Annotated in this window: 18 protein-coding genes; 15 read left to right on the top strand and 3 right to left on the bottom strand. The window is 59.6% G+C overall.

Annotated features, from left to right (window positions below; all coding sequences use genetic code 11):
- The first annotated feature begins 2 nt into the window (after nt 1-2).
- The 4 genes from RD1_RS13340 (at nt 3) to RD1_RS21395 (ending at nt 4889) form a co-directional block, all read left to right on the top strand.
- A complete protein-coding gene (locus tag RD1_RS13340; RefSeq protein ID WP_011569037.1) occupies nt 3-2885 on the top strand; it encodes a formate dehydrogenase subunit alpha in 2883 nt (960 codons plus the stop codon).
- Nucleotides 2886-2900: 15 nt separating this feature from the next.
- Nucleotides 2901-3497: a formate dehydrogenase FDH3 subunit beta gene (fdh3B, locus tag RD1_RS13335; RefSeq protein WP_011569036.1), complete on the top strand. Its 597-nt coding sequence runs from the start codon at nt 2901-2903 to the stop codon at nt 3495-3497.
- 79 nt (nt 3498-3576) lie between these two features.
- The gene (locus tag RD1_RS13330) at nt 3577-4767 is read left to right on the top strand and encodes a formate dehydrogenase subunit gamma (RefSeq protein ID WP_011569035.1); all 1191 of its coding nucleotides are present in this window, start codon (nt 3577-3579) and stop codon (nt 4765-4767) included.
- Nucleotides 4764-4889, top strand: a complete 126-nt coding sequence (locus tag RD1_RS21395; RefSeq protein ID WP_281259781.1) for a hypothetical protein — start codon at nt 4764-4766, stop codon at nt 4887-4889. The genes RD1_RS13330 and RD1_RS21395 overlap by 4 nt, the downstream gene beginning before the upstream one ends.
- 114 nt (nt 4890-5003) lie before the next feature.
- Here the strand turns inward: RD1_RS21395 and RD1_RS13325 are convergent, their stop codons facing one another.
- Nucleotides 5004-5675, bottom strand: coding sequence for a GntR family transcriptional regulator (locus RD1_RS13325; protein ID WP_011569034.1), 672 nt, complete (start codon nt 5673-5675; stop codon nt 5004-5006).
- Nucleotides 5676-5798: 123 nt separating this feature from the next.
- Complete coding sequence (locus RD1_RS13320; protein ID WP_011569033.1) at nt 5799-6656, bottom strand: IclR family transcriptional regulator; 858 nt, start codon at nt 6654-6656, stop codon at nt 5799-5801.
- Nucleotides 6657-6861: 205 nt separating this feature from the next.
- On the opposite strand from RD1_RS13320, the gene bhcA reads away from it, so the two are divergent.
- The 6 genes from bhcA (at nt 6862) to RD1_RS13290 (ending at nt 14755) form a co-directional block, all read left to right on the top strand.
- On the top strand, nt 6862-8052 hold the full coding sequence (bhcA, locus tag RD1_RS13315) for an L-aspartate--glyoxylate aminotransferase BhcA (RefSeq protein WP_011569032.1): 1191 nt from the start codon (nt 6862-6864) through the stop codon (nt 8050-8052).
- A gap of 10 nt (nt 8053-8062) precedes the next feature.
- Nucleotides 8063-9034 carry a beta-hydroxyaspartate dehydratase BhcB gene (bhcB, locus tag RD1_RS13310; RefSeq protein WP_011569031.1) on the top strand — a complete coding sequence of 324 codons (972 nt, stop codon included), beginning with the start codon at nt 8063-8065 and terminating at the stop codon, nt 9032-9034.
- A gap of 12 nt (nt 9035-9046) precedes the next feature.
- Nucleotides 9047-10210, top strand: coding sequence for a 3-hydroxy-D-aspartate aldolase BhcC (gene bhcC, locus RD1_RS13305; RefSeq protein ID WP_011569030.1), 1164 nt, complete (start codon nt 9047-9049; stop codon nt 10208-10210).
- Nucleotides 10211-10291: 81 nt separating this feature from the next.
- A complete protein-coding gene (bhcD, locus tag RD1_RS13300) occupies nt 10292-11269 on the top strand; it encodes an iminosuccinate reductase BhcD (RefSeq protein ID WP_011569029.1) in 978 nt (325 codons plus the stop codon).
- 526 nt (nt 11270-11795) lie between these two features.
- Complete coding sequence (locus RD1_RS13295) at nt 11796-13844, top strand: dynamin family protein (RefSeq protein WP_044033468.1); 2049 nt, start codon at nt 11796-11798, stop codon at nt 13842-13844.
- A complete protein-coding gene (locus RD1_RS13290) occupies nt 13841-14755 on the top strand; it encodes a dynamin family protein (protein WP_011569027.1) in 915 nt (304 codons plus the stop codon). The genes RD1_RS13295 and RD1_RS13290 overlap by 4 nt, the downstream gene beginning before the upstream one ends.
- Nucleotides 14756-14991: 236 nt before the next feature.
- On the opposite strand, the gene RD1_RS13285 is transcribed toward RD1_RS13290, so the two are convergent.
- The gene (locus RD1_RS13285) at nt 14992-15753 is read right to left on the bottom strand and encodes a DeoR/GlpR family DNA-binding transcription regulator (protein ID WP_011569026.1); all 762 of its coding nucleotides are present in this window, start codon (nt 15751-15753) and stop codon (nt 14992-14994) included.
- Nucleotides 15754-15920: 167 nt separating this feature from the next.
- On the opposite strand from RD1_RS13285, the gene glpD reads away from it, so the two are divergent.
- From glpD to edd, 5 genes are all read left to right on the top strand, one after another.
- A complete protein-coding gene (gene glpD / locus RD1_RS13280) occupies nt 15921-17543 on the top strand; it encodes a glycerol-3-phosphate dehydrogenase (RefSeq protein ID WP_245897286.1) in 1623 nt (540 codons plus the stop codon).
- A 16-nt stretch (nt 17544-17559) separates the two neighbouring features.
- A complete protein-coding gene (gene glpK, locus RD1_RS13275) occupies nt 17560-19047 on the top strand; it encodes a glycerol kinase GlpK (RefSeq protein ID WP_011569024.1) in 1488 nt (495 codons plus the stop codon).
- Nucleotides 19048-19054: 7 nt separating this feature from the next.
- Nucleotides 19055-20206, top strand: a complete 1152-nt coding sequence (locus tag RD1_RS13270; RefSeq protein WP_044033141.1) for an iron-containing alcohol dehydrogenase — start codon at nt 19055-19057, stop codon at nt 20204-20206.
- Nucleotides 20207-20370: 164 nt separating this feature from the next.
- Entirely contained in the window at nt 20371-21378 is a 1008-nt protein-coding gene (gene gap, locus RD1_RS13265; RefSeq protein ID WP_011569022.1) for a type I glyceraldehyde-3-phosphate dehydrogenase, read from the top strand.
- A gap of 45 nt (nt 21379-21423) precedes the next feature.
- Nucleotides 21424-23229, top strand: a complete 1806-nt coding sequence (gene edd / locus RD1_RS13260) for a phosphogluconate dehydratase (RefSeq protein WP_011569021.1) — start codon at nt 21424-21426, stop codon at nt 23227-23229.
- Nucleotides 23230-23234 lie beyond the last annotated feature (5 nt).

Genomic DNA, 23234 nt, shown 5'->3' with positions numbered 1-23234 from the left:
AAATGCTAAGGAAAAAGACCAATTCGGTCGGACAGCGGGCGGGACGCACAAGCATCCTCGCCGAGGGAAAATCAACATCAGTAGATCGTCGCGCGTTCCTGCGTGGATCCGGCCTCGCCATCGGTGGTCTGGCTGCCATATCCGCGACCGGCGGATCTGTCACTCAGGCCTCTGCGGCAGCAAGTGTCACGGGCGCGGTTGAGCTGAAGAAATCGGTATGCACGCACTGCTCTGTCGGATGCACGGTGATCGCCGAAGTCGCAAATGGTGTCTGGACAGGGCAGGAGCCCGGCTGGGACAGCCCGTTCAACCTGGGTGCCCATTGCGCCAAGGGGGCCGCGGTTCGCGAGCACGCCCATGGTGAGCGTCGCCTGAAGTATCCGATGAAGAAAGAGAATGGCGAGTGGGTCAAGATCTCCTGGGATCAGGCGATCAACGAGATCGGCGATGGCATGTTGAAAATCCGCGAGGAAAGCGGACCGGATTCTGTCTATTGGCTGGGCTCTGCCAAGCACAACAACGAACAGGCCTATCTGTTCCGCAAGTTTGCCGCCTATTGGGGTACCAATAACGTCGACCATCAGGCGCGGATCTGTCACTCGACCACCGTTGCGGGTGTGGCGAACACATGGGGCTACGGTGCCATGACCAACAGCTACAACGACATGCATAACTCGCGCGCGATGTTCCTTATTGGGGGCAACCCTGCCGAAGCGCACCCGGTGTCGCTGCTGCACATGCTGAAAGCCAAAGAGCAGAACAACGCGCCGTTGATCGTGTGCGATCCCCGCTTTACGCGCACGGCGGCCCATGCGGATGAATATGTCCGCTTCCGTCCGGGATCGGACGTGGCGCTGGTCTGGGGTATCCTCTACCACATCTTTGAAAACGGTTGGGAGGACAAGGAATTCATCCGCACCCGCGTCTGGGGCATGGATGAGATCAAGAAAGAAGTCGCCAAGTGGAACCCCGAAGAGGTTGAGCGCGTCACCGGTGCGCCCGGCAGCCAGCTCAAGCGGGTTGCGCGGACGCTCGCGAACAACCGCCCCGGCACCGTGATCTGGTGCATGGGTGGCACGCAGCACACAAACGGCAATAACAATACGCGGGCGTATTGCATCCTCCAGTTGGCGCTTGGCAACATGGGCACAGCGGGTGGTGGTACGAACATCTTCCGCGGCCACGACAACGTTCAGGGTGCCACGGACCTCGGTGTTCTCGCGAATACACTGCCGGGCTACTATGGTTTGTCCGATGGGGCCTGGGCGCATTGGGCGCGGGTCTGGAATGAGGATCTGGACTGGCTCAAGGGTCGTTTCTCGGATGCCGAGTTCGACGGCAAGAAGATGATGAACCAGACCGGTATCCCTGTGTCACGCTGGATTGATGGCGTGCTTGAGGATCCCGAGAACATGGATCAGCCGGACAACACCCGCGCCATGGTTCTTTGGGGCCATGCGCCGAACTCCCAGACCCGTATGAAAGAGATGAAGACGGCGATGGAGAAGCTCGACATGCTGGTCGTGGTCGATCCATTCCCGACCGTGTCTGCGGTTTTGCAGGACCGTCAGGATGGCGTCTATCTGCTGCCTGCGGCCACGCAGTTTGAAACGCGCGGCTCTGTCACAGCCTCCAACCGCTCCATCCAGTGGCGCGAGAAGATCATGGAGCCACTGTTTGAATCCAAGACGGATCACGAGATCATCGCGATGTTCTCGGAGAAGTTCGGGTTCAAGGACCGCATCTTCCGCAACATCGGTTTTGAAGGCAGTGAACCGGTCATCGAGGACATCACCCGCGAGTTCAACAGCGGCATGTGGACCATCGGCTATACCGGTCAAAGCCCGGAACGCCTCAAACTGCATATGGCGAACCAGCATACCTTTGATCGCACAACGCTGCGCGCGGTTGGTGGGCCGGCAGATGGTGATTTCTACGGCATGCCATGGCCTTGCTGGGGCACGCCCGAGATGAACCACCCGGGGACGGCGAACCTCTATGATATGTCCATCCCGGTGGCTGAAGGCGGTCTTGCCTTCCGCGCGCGCTTTGGCGTGGAGCGGGACGGGGACAACCTGCTGGCGGAAGGGGTGTCCAACCCCGGCGCGGAAATTCAGGATGGCTATCCCGAGTTCACCATGCAGATGCTGATGGACCTCGGCTGGGACGGTGATCTGACGGCAGACGAACGTGCCGCAATTGATGCCGTGGCAGGGCCCAAGACCAACTGGAAAACCGACCTTTCGGGCGGCATCCAGCGGGTTGCGATCAAGCATGGCTGTGCGCCCTTCGGGAACGCCAAGGCCCGTGCGGTCGTCTGGACCTTCCCGGATCCGGTGCCAATCCACCGCGAGGCGCTTTATACGAACCGTCGCGATCTGGTGGCTGATTATCCGACCTATGAGGATAAGAAGTTCTGGCGCCTGCCGACCATGTACAAGTCCATTCAGGATCAGGATTTCTCCAAGGAGTATCCAATGGTGCTGACCTCCGGTCGATTGGTCGAATACGAAGGGGGCGGTGATGAGACACGGTCGAACCCATGGCTGGCTGAGCTTCAGCAGGACATGTTCGTCGAGGTCAACACGCGCGACGCCAACAACCTTGGCATTCGCGACGGCGCTGACGTTTGGGTCGAAGGGCCCGAAGGCGGCAAGGTCAAGGTCAAGGCCCTGATCACTGAGCGTGTCGAATCCGGCGTGGCATTCATGCCATTCCACTTTGGCGGGCATCTGGAAGGTGTCGATCTGAGGGACAAATACCCCGAAGGTGCCGATCCTTACGTGTTGGGTGAATCCACCAACACCGCACAGACCTATGGCTATGACAGCGTAACCCAGATGCAAGAGACGAAAGCCACTCTTTGCAAAATCTGGGCAGCATAAGGGAGGACATGAACAATGGCCGCTAGAGCAAAATTTCTCGTCGACGCTGAACGCTGCATTGAGTGCAACGCCTGTGTCACCGCCTGTAAGAACGAGCACGAAGTGCCGTGGGGCATCAACCGCCGGAAGGTCGTCACCCTGAATGACGGCAAGCCGGGTGAACGGTCGATCTCCGTCGCCTGCATGCACTGTTCAGACGCGCCTTGCATGGCCGTCTGTCCGGTGGATTGTTTCTACCAGAACGAAGAGGGCGTGGTCCTGCACTCCAAGGACCTGTGCATCGGCTGCGGGTACTGCTTTTATGCATGCCCCTTCGGCGCACCCCAGTTCCCGCAGGCGGGCAACTTCGGATCCCGTGGCAAGATGGACAAATGTACCTTCTGCGCAGGCGGTCCCGAAGAAAACCACTCCACCGCCGAATTCCAGAAGTATGGCCGCAACCGGATCGCGGAAGGCAAGCTGCCGATCTGCGCCGAGATGTGCGCCACCAAGGCGCTTCTGGCCGGTGATGGCGACGTTGTCGCGGGCATCTACCGCGAGCGCGTCGTGGCGCGTGGCTTTGGCTCCGGCGCATGGGGCTGGGGCACGGCATACGACCAAAAAGGCGGCTGACAGGCCCCTTTGTCGCAATACCTAACTGGGGGCGGTTCTGCTGAGGGCCGCCCCTCGCTATCTTGGATAGGATAAAAACATGCTGCGTCAGATCTACGCTTTGTTGATTACTTTTTCCCTGTGCTTTCCTGCCTTTGCACAGGAAGCACCTGTTGGCGAAACCGACCGCTCCGCGACCGGGGGGGCGACAACGCTCGAAGACATCATGAAGCGCCAGGAAGGTCTCAAGGTCGGGAATGAATTCCGAAGCGGCCTGACCGGGAACCCCGCCGCGGCAAAACCAACGACAGAGCAACTGGGCACGCTTGGCGGCGCGTCTGACCCGGACCTGTGGCGCGCGCTGCGCTTTGACAGCGCGGATATTACCACGCAGATACAACACCCCGCAGCAACGGTTCTCATCCAGGATACGGGCATGTGGTGGTTGCAGTTCCGCGAAGGGCCGCTGACGACCTATGGCTTCGGCCTGATCCTGGTTACGATGGGCGCGCTGGTGCTGTTCTACCTGATCCGCGGGCGCATCCGCATTGACGGGGAAAGAACCGGCAGGACGATCCTGCGCTTCAAATCCATTGAACGCTTCGCCCATTGGCTCTTGGCCGGGTCGTTTATTCTGCTGGGTCTTACAGGGGTCATATCGCTATTGGGTCGCCAATTCCTGATCCCTGCCTTGGGGCCGGAGGCGTTCTCGACCATCGCGATTGGCGCCAAGTGGATACATAACAACGTGTCATGGGCGTTCATGCTGGCCATCGTCATGATTTTTTTCCTCTGGGTCGTGCACAACCTGCCGCACCGCTCTGACATCTACTGGCTGCGCAAGGGGGGCGGTATCTTCGGCGGGGGGCACCCGCCGGCCAAGAAGTTCAACGCCGGTCAGAAGTTCATCTTCTGGTCCGTGATCGTTCTGGGGGGCTCTATCTCGGCCTCTGGTTTGTCTTTGTTGTTCCCGTTCGAACTGCCCATGTTTGCCGCGACATTTGCCAAGCTGAACGATTTTGGCATCCCCCAGTTGATCGGGTTGGGCGAATTGAACACAGACCTCGCGCCGCATACGGAAATGCAATATGCGCAGCTCTGGCATTCGATCGTCAGCTTCATCCTCTTTGCGATTGTGATTGCGCATATCTATATCGGGTCGGTCGGCATGGAGGGTGCCTATGACGCCATGGGATCGGGCGAAGTCGAAGAGCAATGGGCGCGCGAGCACCACAGCCTTTGGGTCGAAGAGGTCAAAGCCAAGGAAGCGCAAGCGGGGAGGCCATCATGAGAGAGATTTTCCTCGCCTTTGCAACGATGGGTGTGATCGCGGTCACGGCCAGCTACGTCTTGCCGGAATTGGGGTTTTCTTCGCAGGCCCAGACAACGGGCGACTCCGTCCGGCTGGATTGAGGCGTAGCGCCTTAAGGCGTCATGCGATAAACCTGAACCGCGTAACGCTGACCGAAATCAAAGACTTCAACGCGTTACATGCTTCGTGATGTCTCAGATATGTCGTCAGACGCACTAGCTCGCGATCCGGATGTCCGGGTTGCGACGCAGTTGCGCCATCTGGTGAAAAAACCGCTCGCCCTGGCTTCCGACGTGGGAGCGCAGAATGTCGCAGGCGCGCTCCGCATTCCCGCTGGCGAAGGCCTCGATCAGCGCTTCGTGTTCCTGAACCGAGTCCTGCATACGCCCGCGCAACTGGAACTGTACCCGTCTGAACGGCTTTAGACGGCGATAAAGCCGCAGTGCTTCACCTTCCAGAAAGGAGTTTCCGGCGGAACGGTAAATCAGATGGTGAAAGCTCTCGTTGTGGTGTGAATAGCTGTCCGCGTCGTCCCGTTCGATGGCGTCAAGACATAGGCCATTCAGGGTCTCAAGCGTGGCAAGGCCCTCGGCGGTCATGCGCTGCGCAGCAAGCCGCCCGCACACGCCTTCGACCTCGGCCATGGTTTCAAACATTTCGATCAGCGTGATCGAATTGGGTTGGCGCACAAAGACACCGCGTCGGGGTAATTGTGCTGCCAGATCCGTTGCGACAAGGCGCTGCAATGCCTCGCGCACAGGGGTGCGGGATACGCCGAATTTCTTCGCCAGACGCATCTCGTCCAACCGCTCGCCTTCGCGGAACTGGCCGGTGAAAACCATTTCTTCCAAAGCATCGGCAATCCGGTTGGCTTGCTTGGTTCCCATGTTGCGCCCTGACTTGTGTTTGATTTTTGATGACAGGTTTATATGAGAATAATTTAGGTATTCGTTGTGTGCAAACAAGAGGTTGCACGTCGCAAATCGGTGATTACACCGCGCGGTTGTGGGTCACGCCGTGGGGGTGTTTGAGGCAGGCAGGCTTGATGCAGGCTCCCGGCCGCGCCCGCCGATGAGTTGCGAAATCTGCCCTGCAGCCTCGGCCACGATGGCCCCCAGTTCAGGAACACGCAGGCTGTCAAACCGCGTGCTTGGCCCTGAGATGGATACGCCCCCACAGGCCTCACCGCGCTCGTCGAAAATCGCACTGCCGATGCAGGACATGCCGAGGTAACGTTCTTCGCGATCATAGGAATAGCCGCGCGCCCGCGTCTCGGTGAGGTCGGCAAAGAGCGATGCCGGGGATGTGAGCGTATTGTCCGTAAAAGCCTGCAAGCCTGACGAGATAAGCAGTCGCCTGACGTGTTCTTCGCTCATCGTGGACAGAATGGCCTTGCCAATGCCAGAAGCGTGCATCGACGTGCGTGCGCCCCGTGCGAAAAACGCGCGGATCGGGTGGAGCGTTTCGATCTGTTCAACAAAGACGACTTCAGCTCCGTCCGGGATGGCAAGGTTGGCGGTCTCCCCCGTCTTTTCCATCAGCAAGCGCATGATCGGGCGGCTCACTTCGGTCAGGCTGGTCCGGTTCATGAAGGAGGCACCGGTACGGTAGGCTTCGATCCCGATGCTCCAGCTTTGGTGTTCTTCGTTGAAGGCAACAAAACGGTGTTTTTGCAGCGTCGTCAGAATGCGGTGCGTGGTGGCCGTCGGCACACCGAGCGAAAGCGACAGGTCGGTCAGCGTCGCCTGTTCCGACTTGGCCACCGCCACCAGAACACCCAAGGCACGATCCAGCGATTGCATCGTACCGGCGGTGCTTTCCTTGAACTGCGATTTCGGGCGACCGCGCGGCCTTTTCTGTGTGTTCATGGGGATACCCTGGCTGTTTGCCCTAATATCGTATCAGAAATAAAAATAATTTCCAAATTGCGAAAATGGAAAATAATGAAAAGAAAATATCCAAATAAATACAGGTAATTGGGAAATTCATTCCTATAATGAAAAACTATTTCGAGAAAATTGAAAAACATGGATATGTGGTGTATCCATTGCCGCAGATCAGGAGGAGTTCGCCATGTCAGACCAAAATCCAGTGTTTATTCCGGGGCCTACAAATATTCCGGATCGTTTGCGGGCCGCGATGCAGGTTCAGACCCGCGACCACCGCGCACCTGATTTTGTGGACACATTTGCGCCTGTCCTGCAGGACACGAAGAAAGTCTTCGGCACGACCTCCGGTCGCGTCATTACCTTTCCCGCCAGTGGGACAGGGGGCTGGGAGGCGGCGCTGTGCAACACGCTCAGCCCGGGCGACAAGGTTCTTGTGGCGCGTTATGGCATGTTCAGCCACCGCTGGATTGACATGTGCGAACGGCATGGGCTGGATGTTCAGGTCATCGAGTGCCCTTGGGGCACGGGCGCGCCTGCCGATAAATTCGAAGCGTCACTGAGCGACGATAAATCACATGCGATCAAGGCCGTATTGGTGACGCACAACGAAACCGCGACCGGCGTCAAATCCGACGTCGCCGGAGTGCGCGCCGCGATGGATGCGTCCGCGCATCCGGCGCTGCTTTTCGTGGATTGCGTCAGCTCGCTTGCTTCCATGCCGTTTGAGATGGATGCTTGGGGCGTCGATATCGCCGTGTCGGGTTCGCAAAAAGGCTTCATGCTGGCGACGGGCATGGCCATTCTCGGCGTCAGTGAAAAGGCACTGGCCGCGATGCAGACCGCAAGCCTGCCGCGTACCTTCTTTGATTTCAGGGACATGATGGGGGCCAATGCATCGGGTGGTTTCCCGTATACGCCGCCGCTGCAATTGATCTACGGGATGCGCGAAAGCCTCAAGATGTTGTTCGAGGAAGGATTGGACAACGTCTATGCCCGTCATACACGCCTTGCCGAGGGTGTACGCTGCGCAGTCAAGGCATGGGGTCTTGAGCTTGTCGCGCAAAACCCGTCGCTCTATTCCGACACGGTAAGTGCGATCTACGTGCCCGAGGGTTTTGACAGTAATGCGCTGACGGATCAGGCGTTCAACCAATACGGCGTGTCTTTCGGCGTGGGGCTTGGGGAGATGAATGGCAAGGCCTTCCGCATCGGACATCTTGGCAGCCTGACGGATGTGATGGTGCTTTCAGGTCTGGCGACGATCGAGATGGCGATGGCAGACCTTGATTACCCGATTGAATTGGGCAGTGGTGTGGCGGCGGCGCAAGAGCATTTCCGCTCCAAATCCGGTGCTGCCATCAAATCTGCTGCATAGGGAGGGCGAGATGCTGGATGCTATGACCGGGTCGGATCTGACACTTGAGGACGTGCGCACCGCGCATGACCGGATCAAACCCTATATCCACGAAACACCCATTCTGACGTCGTCGTATTTCAATGCGCTGACCGGGGCGGAGTTGTTTTTCAAATGCGAAAACTTCCAAAAGGCCGGTGCCTTCAAGGTGCGGGGGGCGTCCAACGCCGTCTTTGGCCTCAGCGACGAGATGGCTGAAAAAGGTGTGGCGACGCATTCATCGGGCAACCACGCCTTGTCCTTGTCCTATGCGGCAGGGCGGCGCGGTATTCCGTGTCATGTGGTGATGCCGCGTACCGCCCCCGAAGCGAAAAAGGCAGCCGTGCGGGGCTATGGCGGGATCATCACCGAATGCGAACCCTCAACCACCAGCCGCGAAGCGGTTTTTGCCGAAGTGCAGGCGGCGACGGGCGCGAATTTTGTGCATCCCTATAACGATCCGCGCGTGATCGCTGGGCAGGCGACCTGTTCGCTTGAAATGTTGTCGCAGGTTGAGAATATGGATGCGGTTATCGCGCCGATTGGCGGAGGTGGCATGATTTCGGGCACCTGTCTGACCCTGTCAAACCGCGCGCCCGAGATCGAGATATACGCAGCGGAGCCGGATCAGGCCGATGACGCGGCGCGTTCGTTCCGGGCCGGGCATATCATTGCCGATGACGCGCCTGTGACCGTCGCTGACGGGCTTAAGGTGCCCCTGAAGGAGAACACGTGGCACTTTGTGTCCAGTTTTGTGACGGATGTGCTGACCGCGTCTGAGCAAGAGATTATCGACGCGATGAAGCTGACATGGGAACGGATGAAAATCGTGATTGAGCCAAGCTGTGCCGTGCCGATGGCCACAATCCTGCGCAACCCGGAGGTTTTCCGGGGCAAGCGCGTGGGGGTGATCATCACCGGTGGCAATGTGGATTTGGATAAACTGCCCTGGACGCTGGGCTAAGGAGGATGCACCATGAACAAGCAAGTGAACTTTGAAGACTATGAAGTCGGCTATGATATCCCTGCCGCGATTGGTATGGATGAGGCCGATATCCAGACGCCCTGCCTTGTGCTGGACCTCGACGCGCTGGAGCGTAACATCAAGAAGATGGGCGATTTTGCCAAGGCGCACGGCATGCGCCACCGGGTACATGGCAAGATGCACAAATCCGTCGATGTGGCGCTCTTGCAGGAAGAACTTGGCGGCTCTGTCGGTGTGTGCTGTCAGAAGGTCTCAGAGGCTGAGGTCTTTGCCCGCGGTGGGATCAAGGATGTGCTGGTCTCCAACCAGGTGCGCCAGCCCGAAAAGATCGACCGTCTTGCGCGTCTGCCGAAACTGGGTGCGCGCGCCATCTGCTGTGTCGATGACATCGACAATGTGGCCGATCTGTCGCAGGCGGCGTTGCGCCACGGTACGCAAATCGAATGCCTCGTGGAAATCGACGTGGGCGCGGGCCGGTGCGGTGTGCAATATGGCCAGCCGGTCGTTGATCTCGCACTCGCGATTGACGCGGCGGAGGGTCTGAAGTTTGCCGGTATCCAGGCCTATCAGGGCGCGATGCAGCACATGGACAGCTACGAAGACCGCAAGCGCAAGACACAGATCGCCATTGATCAGGTGCGCGAAAGCCTTGATCTGCTCAAGGTGGCGGGTCTGGAGTGTGACATCGTAGGAGGTGGCGGCACGGGCTCCTATTATTTTGAAAGCGCTTCGGGCGTGTTCAACGAATTGCAGTGTGGGTCCTACGCCTTCATGGATGCAGATTACGGGCGTATTCTCGACAAGAATGGCAACCGGATTGATCAGGGGGAGTGGGAAAACGCGTTGTTTATCCTGACCTCCGTGATGAGCCACGCCAAGGCAGACAAGGCCATCGTGGATGCGGGCCTCAAGGCGCAATCTGTGGACAGTGGTCTGCCGACGATCTATGGCCGCACGGATGTGGAATATGTCAAATGCTCGGATGAGCATGGGGTTGTTGCCGACCCGCATGGGGCGCTCAAGGTCAATGACAAGTTGAAACTGGTCCCGGGTCACTGTGATCCGACCTGCAATGTGCACGACTGGTATGTCGGCGTGCGCGGCGGCAAGGTTGAAACGCTCTGGCCGGTATCGGCGCGTGGCAAGGCCTACTGAGCCGCACCCGGCATCAGAAGTGACACCGCGCCCGGCACGCCCGGGCGCGACTTACAAAAAAGACAAAGACAGGAATACCCGATGTCCAAAGGACTTTTGATCGTAGGCGAAGATATCTGTGCCGAGGTCGTCAGCAGTGCCGATGCCTTCACCGCCGTCGAGGCCGTTTTCGGGGCCATGGCAAAGGGAGACGCCTATAACTTCCCGGTCATCCGCGAGGCGATCGGATATGCCGATGCGCTTTATGGGTTCAAATCCGGGTTCGACAAGGCGGGCAAAACGCTGGGTGTGAAATCCGGCGGATACTGGCCGGGCAATATGGACAAGGGTCTGACCAACCACCAGTCCACGATTTTTCTGTTTGATCCGGACACAGGTATGCTGGAGGCGCTCGTTGGGGGCAATTACCTGACGGCTGTGCGCACGGCGGCATCTTCGTCCGTTTCCATCGCGCATCTGGCGCGCAAGGATGCCAAAGTGCTGGGCATGGTCGGGGCAGGGCATCAGTCGACCTTTCAGTTGCGCGCAGCCGCAGAGCAACGGGATTTCGAGAAAGTCGTCGCATGGAATCCGCATCCCGATATGCTACCACGCCTCGGCGCTGTGGCAGAAGAGCTTGGGCTGGCCTTTGAAGCCGTCACGCAGGAAGAGCTTGGCGCGCAGGCGGATGTGATCATCACCATCACCTCGGCCTTTGAGCCCTTGTTGATGAAAGACTGGATCAAGCCGGGCACGCATATCGCCTGCATGGGCACGGATACCAAGGGCAAGCAGGAGGTTGACCCCGAACTGCTCGTGTCCGCGACTGTCTTTGCCGATGAAATCGCACAGTCTGTGACGATTGGCGAAGCGCAGCATGCGGTGGCATCGGGCCGCTTGTCTGATGCCGAAATCACGCCCATCGGCGCGGTGATCAACGGCACCCATGCCGGACGCAGCAGTGATCAGCAGATCACCTTGTTCGATGGCACTGGCGTCGGGCTTCAGGATCTTGCGGTGGCATCCGTGGCCGCGCGCGAAGCGGAAAGCCGCGGCAAGGCGACGCGTATCGCTTTGTGACGCGCGTCGGGTTCTGTTCTGGCTGCCAGGCACTGCCTTGCCGAGCAATCCTTAGTTTTGCCGGGGCGTTGGCGATGAGAGCGTTTTTCCCAAACCAACCCCGTGCGGCCACGGCGCGCAGGATGTCAAAACGCGGCGCACGATCAGAGCGATCCGCATAAACAGCCACCGGACACCACCGCCACGGTGCAGCGCAAAAGACCCGCCGCGGCTTCTGCGTTTCAACGGTTGGTAACGGCGGCACGTCTTTGCCGATGCGGCCAACGTGCAAAATCAGGGGCGGTGCAGCTGCCGGAACCCGGTTATGATCCTTGCGCCGCAATGCTGTGCGCGCACCTGCGGCCATTTCCTAAATTTTTAAAGACGCGCAGCCGTTGCGTCGGGATCAAGCCATACTCGTGGCACAATTTGCAAGCATGCTGTCGCGAGGATGATGGATCCCTGGGCAGAAAATGACACAACACGTCAACAGATATGGCTACGAGAAACGGGTTCGACGAAGTGTCCGGGCGACTGGATGGTTCAAATGAATGCGCTGAATGGCGGCAACAAGGCGGGGTTTATCAAGGCAAGACAGGGCGACCTCCTCGGCTGCGGCCTTGAGGCGTTACGCAGTTTCGCCGCATCCCGTGACCGGGTTCAAGCGAAGCTGCGAGACTTGGCCGAACTTGGTGATCCAGCCACCGCGCGCCGTGTTGAGCGCTTGGTGCGCCAGCTTGAGACATTCGAACCATCCGTCACGCTGATCGGGCAGGTCAAATCCGGCAAGACGTCGCTGGTCAACGCGCTGATCGGTGCGCCGGACCTGTTGCCTGCGGATGTCAATCCATGGACGTCGGTTATCACCTCGCTGCATCTACGCCCCGAAACATCGGGGTTCAAAAACCGCGCTACGTTCAGGTTTTTCGACAAGGAAGAATGGGACCGGCTGATCCGTGGTGGCGGGCGTATCGGAGAACTCGCCCGCAGGGCGGGTGCCGAAGCGGAGCTGGAAAAGATCAAGCAACAGGCCCTGCAGATGCGCGAGACATCGCGGCGGCGGCTCGGGGACAGGTTCGAGAAGTTGTTGGGTCAGCAGCGCGCGTATGACCACGTCGATAAAGAGTTGGTCGAACGCTACGTCTGCCTTGGTGACGCATTGGATCAGGCCGACAGCGACATGATAGGGCGCTTTGCTGACATCACCAAATCCGCCGATCTGTACATGACGCGCGCGGCGCTGCCGATGCCGCTTTGTCTTCGCGATACGCCGGGGGTGAATGATACCTTCATGATGCGCGAGCAAATCACGATCCGTGCGATCCGGGACAGCCAGATCTGCGTCGTTGTCCTGTCGGCGCATCAAGCGTTGTCTTCAACGGATATGGCGCTGATCCGGTTGATTTCACTGGTGAAATCACGCGATGTCGTCATCTTTGTCAACCGCGTGGACGAGTTGTCCGATCCGGCGGCCCAGATCCCGCAGATCCGCGAGAGTATCGCCGCAACTTTGAAAAAGCACCAGGGGCCCAGACGGGCCGAAGTTCTCTTTGGCAGCGCGCTCTGGGCCGGATATGCCTTGCAGATGCGGCTGGCGGATATGCCTGCTTCAAGTGCGGCCTCCTTGGCCAGTTGGGCGGCAGACGCTGACACAGGCGCGCCGGATGAGCGCATCGCCTGGCGTTTGTCCGGGCTGCCCGCCTTGCAGGACGCCATCGCGCAGCGCGTCGCAGACGGTGTTGGCGCGGCAATGTTGCAGCGGGTCGCGGCCAGCGCGCTCAACCTGACCTCCGGTCTCGCAGTCGCGCGTGAAATCAGCAACGCCACCGAAGAAACACGCGCCATCGCGCGGGTTCAAGGCAGCGAGTCGCAGGAACGCTTCACACGGATGATCAGCGCCCGGAAATCGGACATACGCTCAGAATTCGACGCCATCCTGTCGCGTTTTGCCGCGCGGATGGAGCGGGTGCAGAACAGCTTTCTGGAGCGTGCAACCGTGGCGCTGATCGAGCATCTTGCGCGTCATGGCAGTCAGACCACCTGGCGCTATGACCCGGCAGGGCTTCGTGCGCTGCTGAGGGCGTCACACAAAGTGTTGGCGCGCAACTGCCAATCAGCGTTTGACAGGGCGACAGAGGCGGCGGCGGCGGAGGTGATGGACATCTATGCGCAAGCCTTTGCTCTGGGTGGCAATACGCTGGACATCGCCCGCCCGCGTGCGCCGCAGGTGCCGCCGCCAGTCTCTTTGGGCAGCACGATTGCGCTTGATCTGAATGACCGCTGGTGGAAGCAGTGGTGGCGGCGGCGGCGCGGCACCACTGCCCATGCGGCGCATTTTCACAAGCTGCTCAAATCGGAAATCAGCCCTGTTCTCAAGGCCATGCATGACGATCTGGCGCAATCGGTTCGGGGTGAGGCCATCGCGATCTTTGACGACTTCCTGTCCGAACAACTGGATGTTTTCGAACGGTTGACCCATATGCACCGGGCAAGCCCGGAAGAGCTAGCAGCCTATATTGCCCGCCACGCCCCGCAGCACAGGCGCGCGGTGCTGAAACAGGCGATGGCGACCTTGAATGAATACGCACGAAGATGACGGATGAACGCCTGGCAGACAGCGCTGATTTCTGGCCGCCCATGCGCGGCCCGCGCTTGCCGCGCTTTGCGCTGATGGGTGAATTCAGTGCGGGCAAAAGCACGCTGGCGAACCTGATGCTTGGCGTCACCGCCTTGCCGGTTCAGGTCGTTGCAACACAACTGCCACCGGTCTGGATAATTCATGGATCACAACCGTCTGTGATCGTCGATCTGGCGGGGAATGAAACATCGTGCAGTCTAGAGGATCTCGCGGGGACGTCGTTTGATGAAGTGGCGTTCATCAAGCTTCACTGCGAGGCGGAAATCCTCAGACACTGCGAGTTGATTGATATGCCGGGAACATCCGATCCCAATATGTCGAGCCGTGTCTGGGAACGCATGATGTCCTGCGCAGACGGTGTCCTGTGGTGCAGCCCCGCGACGCAGGCCTGGCGTCAGAGCGAAGCGGCGGTATGGGAGGATGTTGATCCACAGGTTCAGGCAAACTCCATGCTCGTTTTGACGCGGGCGGATATGCTGCAAAACGAAGCTGACAAGGCCAAGGTTCTTCGCCGCATCAGATCTGAGGCTGCTGCGGTTTTTGCGGATGTCAGGATGGTGTCTTTGGCTCAAGCGCCTGACGCCAGAGAGGATGTAGCCCCGTGGCGCGACAGCGCTGCGGCGCATGTTGTTGAAAGGTTTCTGGTGCTGGCAGCGCGGGTTGCAGGCGCCCTTGAGGCTTCGGCGCATGATCCGCTGGAGGTGAGCACGATGTCGGCATGCAGCCTCGGTGCGGATCATGCGTGCACCGCGCCACCTGAAGCGGCAAGCACGATTGTGCCCAGACGCCCACAAGCGCGCCGCGACGCACCGCGCAACCGCCCGACACGCGACGCATCAGAGGTAAGTTCGCGCGCCGTCATGCCCTGATTGACCTGATCCGGAAAATACGAAGATCACCTTTGCGACCTGGGGCAGGCGATCTGTGAAAACGGCGATGCGCGGTGTCCGTACCGTTGGATCACCTGAGTGATAATTGATGAAAACTGCACTGCATTGCGCCGTACTGCGGTTTGCCGTGGAGATGCCGCAGCGCTCGCGCAGGACCAACGCAGGGGCTTGCTTGCGACATCGCAACGGCTGGGTGCTGATCTGTGCGGTCGTGTTCAATCGGTCAGGATCACCTCAACCCCCCAATCGGCGCAGCGCTGCGCGAGCACGGGCGGGAAGGGCGCATCCGTGAAAACACCTGTCAGCGAGTGCAGCGCGGCAATTCGCACAGGGGCGGAGCGGCTGAGTTTCGAATGGTCAGCGACCAGATAGCATTTGCGCGATTGCGCTATGATGGCACGGCTGACGCTGACTTCTTCGACATCGAAATCCAGCAGGTCGCCGGACACATCCAGCGCCGAGCATCCGATCACCGAGATGTCGAATTTGAACTGGCGTATGGTTTCAACCGCCACATGGCCGATCAGGCCACCATCGCTGCGTCGCAGTGCGCCACCGGTCACAATCGTCCGGCTGTTGGCGTTGTGTCCCATGATGCTGGCCACGTTCATGTTGTTGGTCACAACCATCAGGTTCCGGTGATCCAGCAGGTGCTGGGCCACGGCTTCGGTGGTGGTGCCGATGTTCAGAAACACCGAACTGCCATCGTCGATACGTGCCGCACAGGCGCGGGCGATTGATGTCTTGGCATCGGCGTTCAGGCGGCGTCTTTCATCATATTCGATGTTCGTGGTGCCCGAGGGCAAGACCGCGCCGCCATGCACGCGTTCCAGCTTTCTGTCTGCTGCCAGTTCGGTCAGATCCCGGCGGATGGTCTGGAGGGTGACGCCGAACCGGTCTGCAAGGTCATCTACGGTTACTTTGCCTTCTTTTTGCGCGATGTTCAGGATGTCGGCGTGCCGGAAGTTTTGTGTCATCGGTGCTGTTCTGTGCCTTTGCTGGCCTCAATCGCGGATCGTCGTGCCGATTATGCGCCAAGGACGATGGATCGAAATTGTTCGTTTTCTCTCTTTTGTACATTAAACGAAAAATTTCGAAGATAAATGCTTGAATGCGCAGGATGGCTGCGTTAGGCGAAATGCACTTGGATGACGAGAAAGACCGCGCAGTGCCCAATGATCAAGAGAAGCCCTACGATCTGTTCATCATCGGTGGTGGCATAAACGGCTGCGGTATCGCGCGCGATGCGGCCGGGCGGGGCCTGCATGTTGCGCTGGCAGAAATGAACGATCTGGCCTCGGCCACATCTTCTGCATCGACCAAGCTGTTTCATGGCGGTCTGCGCTATCTTGAGTATTTCGAGATCAATCTGGTCAAACATGCTCTGGCAGAGCGTGAAGTGCTGTTGAAAGCCATGCCGCATATCAGTTGGCCCATGCGCTTTGTGTTGCCCTATCACCGCGACATGAGGTTCGAGGGCAGCACGCCAACCTCGCGCATCCTCAATACCGTAATGCCCTGGATGAAGGGGCGGCGGCCTGCATGGCTGATCCGGTTTGGTCTTTTCCTGTATGACAATCTGGGTGGTCGCGACATCCTGCCGGGGACAAAAACGCTGGATTTGCGCGGGGGGCCTGAGGGCGCACCACTGGTGAAAAAGTTCGAAAAGGCTTTTGAATATTCAGATTGCTGGGTTGAGGATTCGCGCCTTGTCGTTCTGAACGCGCGTGATGCTGCCGCGCGGGGAGCATCCGTGATGGTGCGCACCAAAGTCGTGTCTGCCGCGCGCGTCGACGATCTGTGGGAGGTGAGCCTGCAGGACGTGACCACAGGGCAGATGCGCAAGCTGCGGGCGCGCATGCTGGTCAATGCAGGCGGGCCGTGGGTCGGGGATATCATCCAGCAAAAGGTGCGGATAAACTCGACCGAAGGCGTGCGATTGGTGCGCGGCAGCCACATCGTGACGCGCAAACTCTATGATCATGACAAATGTTACTTTTTTCAGGGCATGGACGGGCGCATCATCTTTGCCATTCCCTATGAGACGGATTTCACGTTGATCGGGACGACGGATGCAGAGCATCCCGACCCGTCGGTGTCGCCTGAATGCACGCCTCAGGAGCGTGATTATCTGATTGATTTCGCCAACCAGTATTTCGACCATGACATAAGCCGCGACGATGTGGTCTGGACCTATTCCGGGGTGCGCCCGCTTTACGATGATGGGGCAAGCAGTGCGACGGCGGCGACGCGGGACTATACGCTCAAGGTGGATGAGGCAGGTGGCGCGCCGATCCTGAATGTCTTTGGCGGCAAGATCACGACCTACCGCAAGCTGGCAGAGGATGCGATGGAGCGGATCGTGCCGTTCTTTCCCGGCACCTCGGGGCATTGGACGGCGGGTGTGCCCTTGCCGGGCGGCGATTTCGCGGTCGGGGATTTCGACACGCTTGTCGCGCGGCTGCGTGATGATTTTCCTTTTCTTTCGCATTTTTGCGCACGCAGGCTGGTGCGCGCCTATGGCACCGAAAGCTGGGACATCATGGCGGGTGCACAGAAGGTTGAAGAATTGGGCGAACACTTCGGTCATGGGTTACGCGCGCGCGAGGTGCTCTGGCTGATGACCCATGAATATGCGCAAACAGCCGAAGATATCCTGTGGCGGCGCAACAAATTGGGCTTGCGCATGAGTCCGCAGGAAGTTTCTGTTCTGGATGACTTTATGCAGGCACACAGGCTAAAAGAAGGCTCTGACGCTGCACAATAACTTGGGGGAGGGGTGCATGACCCATATCTTGGCCATTGATCAGGGAACCACGTCGTCACGCGCGATCATATTTGATGCGTCGATGAACATCACCGCATCCGCGCAGGAGGAGTTCGCGCAACACTATCCCGACAGCGGCTGGGTTGAGCATGATCCCGGCGATTTATGGGCAACCACCGCAGGGACCTGCCGCGCGGCCATCGAAAAAGCAGGCTTGAAGCCTGAGGACATCGCCGCCATCGGGATCACAAATCAACGCGAAACCGTGGTGGTCTGGGATAAAACATCAGGTCAGCCGGTTTACAACGCGATCGTTTGGCAGGACCGGCGCACGGCGGCCTATTGCAAGACGCTGCGCGATGAAGGTCATGACAAGATGATCACCGCGCGCACTGGGCTTCTGGCGGATCCGTATTTCTCGGCGACCAAGCTGAAGTGGATATTGGACAATGTGGAAGGTGCAAGGGACCGCGCAACGCGCGGTGAATTGCTCTTTGGCACGGTTGATACCTTTCTGATCTGGAAACTGACCGGCGGGGCGGCCCATGTCACGGATGCCACGAATGCCGCGCGCACGTCCCTTTATGACATCCACAAAGGGCGCTGGAGCCAGACGATCTGCGCGCTGTTTGATATTCCGCAACAGATGTTGCCGGAGGTAAAAGACTGCGCGGCGGATTTTGGCGTGACGCGCTCTGATCTGTTTGGCCGCCCCGTGCCAATCCTTGGGGTGGCGGGCGATCAGCAGGCGGCGACAATCGGGCAGGCGTGTTTTGAACCGGGCATGTTGAAATCGACCTATGGCACGGGGTGTTTCGCCTTGCTGAATACAGGCGACACGGCAGTGGCTTCGAGCAATCGGTTGCTGACCACGATCGCCTATCAGTTTGATGGCAAACCGACCTATGCGCTTGAGGGGTCGATTTTCGTCGCCGGGGCTGTGGTGCAATGGCTGCGTGATGGGCTGCAAACCATCCGCAAGGCCAGCGAAACCCAAGCGATGGCAGAACGCGCGGACCCGAACCAGAATGTGGTGCTGGTGCCTGCATTTGTGGGCTTGGGCGCGCCCTATTGGGATGCCGAGTGTCGGGGCGCTGTGTTCGGGCTGACGCGAAATTCAGGGCCGGACGAATTTGCCAGGGCCGCGCTGGAGAGCGTCGGATACCAAACCCGCGATCTGTTGGATGCGATGACAGCGGATTGGCAGGGCAGTGACGTGCGTGCAACGCTGCGGGTGGATGGGGGCATGTCAGCCTCGGACTGGGCGATGCAGTTCCTGTCTGACATTATCGATGCGCCGGTGGATCGCCCCAAAGTGCTTGAAACAACCGCCTTGGGGGCGGCGTGGCTGGCGGGGCAACGTGCGGGCCTATATCCTGATCAGGCCGGATTTGCCGCAAGCTGGGCTCTTGAAAAGACCTTTGCGCCGCAGATGGACGCGGCTCTGCGCGACAGGAAATACGCAGCCTGGAAGCGGGCGGTGGATGCCACCCTGCGCTTTTGAGAACGGCATGGGGTCAGCCACATTCACTTTTCAAACCGCGGGCCGGGTCACTTTTGGGCGCGGTGCGCGCGTATCAGCGGCGCAGGCGGTTGCGGCGTTCGGCACCGGGGTCTGTCTGGTGCGCGGGCACTCCGTGGTTTGGGTGGACGCGCTTGAGGCGGAATTGAGCGCCGCGGGATGCAGCATCCAATCCATTCGCTGTCGGGCGGAGCCGGATATCGACATGCTGCAAGAGGCTTTGGCGCAGATCAAGGCGGGCCCTGTGGATGTTGTCGTGGCGGTCGGGGGTGGTTCTGTCATGGATCTGGGCAAGGCGCTTGCGGCGCTGGCGCCGGGGGATGCGCCGGTACTTGATCATCTGGAGGGTGTTGGGAAAGGCCTGCCGCTGCGTGCTGCGCCCCTGCCGTTTGTGGCGATCCCAACCACGGCTGGCACGGGCTCGGAAGTCACCAAGAATGCCGTGATCGGTGTCCCCGGTTCGGGCCGCAAGGTCAGTCTGCGGGATGACAGGATGCTGGCGCGTCTGGCGATTGTCGATCCTGAGTTGATGGACGATGCCCCGAAAGACGTGACCCTTGCATCCGGTCTTGATGCGCTGGTGCAGGTGATCGAACCCTACCTCAGCAAACGCAGCAACCCGGTCACGGATGCCCTGTGCCGGGAGGCGATTCCCAAGGCGGCCCATGCGCTGGCGCGACTTCTGGAAGGCGAAGATGCTCAGGCAAGAGACGACATGGCCTTCGCGAGCCTGTGCGGGGGCATGGCGCTTGCGAACGCGGGTCTGGGGGCTGTGCACGGCCTTGCTGGTGCCATTGGCGGGCGCAGCGGTGCGCCGCATGGGTTGATCTGCGGCAGGCTTCTGGGCGGTGTTTTGCAGGCGAACCGGGCGGCCTTGTCAGGATTGAACCAACAGGCAGCCCGCTTTGATGAGGTAGCGGCGCATCTGTCGCAAGCCTTTGGAATCCGGACGCCAATTGATGCGGCAGCCTGGGCGGACATGCTGGACAGTTGGGGTCTGGCGCGGCTGGGGCGTTGGATGACCCCCGATGTGTGCCTCAGCACGGTTGCGCAGGATGCAGCCGTCAGTTCGTCGATGCAGGCCAATCCCTGCACCCTGTCAGAGGCGGATTTGGTCCGTCTGATCAAGGCCGTATTATAGCAACGTCCGGGCTGCGTGACACCGGGCCGGCAAGCTATGTTCACAGAGCAAGGCAGGCCCGGTAAAATCAGGCATTGAAATCTCTGGCGATTTGTGATCGTTAGCGCTAACAGATCAACGGCGCTGGTTGCCAGCACATGCATATGCAGTCTCAGGAGGATAGGATGTCCCATCAGGTAGGTATCAACGGCTTTGGACGAATTGGGCGGGGTGTCCTGCGCGCATTGGTCGAAAACAGAATTTCCGATGTGGAAGTTGTCGCCATCAACGACCTGTCCAGCCCTGAAACGCTGGCGCATCTGTTGAAATACGACAGTGTGCACGGACGCTTTCAGGGGGATGTTGAAGTGCAGGGCGATGCGCTCATCGTCAATGGCAAGCCGATCCGGGTGAGTGCGTTGCGCGACCCGGCGGAACTGCCGTGGGGCGACGTGGATGTCGCGATGGAATGCACGGGGTTTTTCACGGCGCGCGATAAGGCCGCGTTGCATCTCAAGAACGGCTCTGGCCGGGTTCTGATCTCGGCACCCGGGGCGGATGCGGATCGCACCGTTGTGTTTGGCGTCAATGATCACGAATTGACCAAGGATGATGCGATCGTCTCCAACGCGTCCTGCACGACGAATTGTCTGGCTCCGGTGGCGGCGGTTCTGGACAAGGCGGTCGGTATCAAAACCGGCTACATGACCACCATCCATGCCTATACCGGCGATCAGCCATCGCATGACGCCGCGCACAAAGACCCCTACCGTGGGCGGGCAGCAGCCCTGTCGATGGTACCGACCTCAACAGGGGCCGCCAAGGCCATCGCGCTGGTTCTGCCGCGCCTTGAGGGGCGTCTTGAAGGGTCCGCAGTGCGGGTCCCGACACCGAATGTATCCCTCGTGGACCTCAGCTTTGTGCCGGAGAAAGACACGAGCGCCGATGAGATCAACGCCGCGATCAAAGCCGCCGCCGAGGGGCCGATGCGGGGGGTTCTGTCCTATGAAACGGACCCGATGGTATCCATTGATTTCAACCACGATTCGCATTCGTCCTGCTTTGCCGCGCCGCAAACCAAAGTGACGCGCGACGGGCTGGTGCGTGTCGTGACGTGGTATGACAATGAGTGGGGTTTTGCCAATCGCATGATCGATACTGGACGCAAACTGGCGACACTGGCCAAAAGCTGACCTGAGCCGGTCCGTTTGAACGTCACAGCCATTGGAGAAAGCGACATGCCCCTGAACGAGACGATTGATCGCGTCACCCGGCGCATTATCGAACGCAGCAAAGGCCCCCGTGGAGAGTATCTGGACCGTATGAACGCCGCACGGGTCAAGGGCCCGGCGCGCGCACATCTGAGCTGTAGCGGTCAGGCGCATGCCTATGCGGGCGCGGGACAGGATCAGGCCAAGCTGGCCCATGAAACGGCGGGCAATCTGGGGATCGTCACCACCTATAATGACATGCTTTCCGCGCATCAGCCTTTCGAGCGTTTTCCCGATCTGATCCGCGAAGCCGCGCGCGAGGCAGGCGGGACCGCACAGGTGGCAGGCGGTGTTCCGGCCATGTGTGACGGCGTGACACAGGGCGAGCCGGGCATGGAACTCAGCCTGTTTTCGCGCGATGTTATTGCCATGGCGACCTCTGTCGCGATGAGCCACAACACCTTTGATGCGGCGGTCTATCTGGGTGTCTGTGACAAAATCGTGCCCGGTCTTGTGATCGCGGCGCAGACCTTCGGTCACGTGCCCACCGTGTTCCTGCCAGCGGGTCCCATGACCTCGGGTCTGTCCAATGACGAAAAAAGCACCGTGCGTCAGAAATTTGCTGCCGGGGAAGTGGGCCGCGCGGAATTAATGAAAGCCGAGATGGGCGCCTATCACGGGCCGGGCACCTGCACATTCTACGGCACGGCCAATACCAACCAGATGCTGATGGAATTCATGGGGCTGCATTTGCCGGGCACCAGCTTTGTGACACCGAATACAGGCCTGCGCGATGCGCTGACCAAAGCGGGTGCACAGCGTGCGCTGGCTCTGTCTGATCTGGGCGACAGCTACACGCCGGTCTGCGATATCCTGACGGAAAAGGCCTTCGTCAATGGTATCGTCGGGTTGAATGCAACCGGCGGTTCGACCAATCTGCTGATCCACCTGGTGGCGATGGCCCGGGCCGGTGGGATCATTCTGGACTGGCAGGATTTTTCGGATATTTCGGATGTGACGCCGCTGCTGGCACGGGTGTATCCCAACGGTCTGGCGGATGTGAACCATTTCCATGCGGCGGGGGGGCTCGGCTACATGATCCGCGAACTACTCGGGGCCGGATTGCTGCACGGCGATACAAAAACCGTCGCGGGCGGCGGGCTGGAGCTTTACACGCAGGAGCCAAAGCTGATCGAGGGCGAGGTCGTCTGGGAACAGGGAACCACCGAAAGCCTGAACATGAAGATCGTGCGCCCTGCAGCGGACCCGTTTCAGGCGACAGGAGGTCTCAAACGGCTGTCCGGCTCCTTGGGCAATGCGGTGATCAAGGCGTCGGCGGTCAAACCGGAACACCAGATTGTCGAGGCACCGGTGCGCGTCTTCCATGATCAGGAGACGGTCAAGAATGCCTGCCGGGCGGGTGAAATCACGCAGGATACCGTGATTGTCGTGCGCTTTCAGGGACCCAAGGCCAATGGCATGCCCGAATTGCACAGCCTGACGCCCGCCTTGAAAAACCTGCAGGCCAAAGGGCTGAACGTGGCTCTTGTTACGGATGGGCGGATGTCCGGTGCCTCGGGCTCCGTGCCTGCGGCGATCCACGTCAGCCCCGAGGCGCTGGATGGCGGCGCGATTGCGAAGCTGCGCGACGGGGATATTGTGCGCGTGGATGCGATTGCCGGAGTGCTTGAAATCCTGACGGATGGCGTGTTGGATCGGGCGGTTGCACAGGCTGATCTGTCGGCGAATGAATTCGGTCTCGGGCGCGAGTTGTTTGCCAATTTCCGCCGCCAGGTGGGATCGGCAGATACCGGTGCCTGCGCGCTGTTCTAGGAAAG

This window comes from Roseobacter denitrificans OCh 114 (assembly GCF_000014045.1).
GTDB classification, from domain to species: Bacteria; Pseudomonadota; Alphaproteobacteria; order Rhodobacterales; family Rhodobacteraceae; genus Roseobacter; species Roseobacter denitrificans.
The sequence above is the reverse complement of the archived record's forward strand: the minus strand, read 5'-3'. Positions and strand labels throughout refer to the sequence as shown.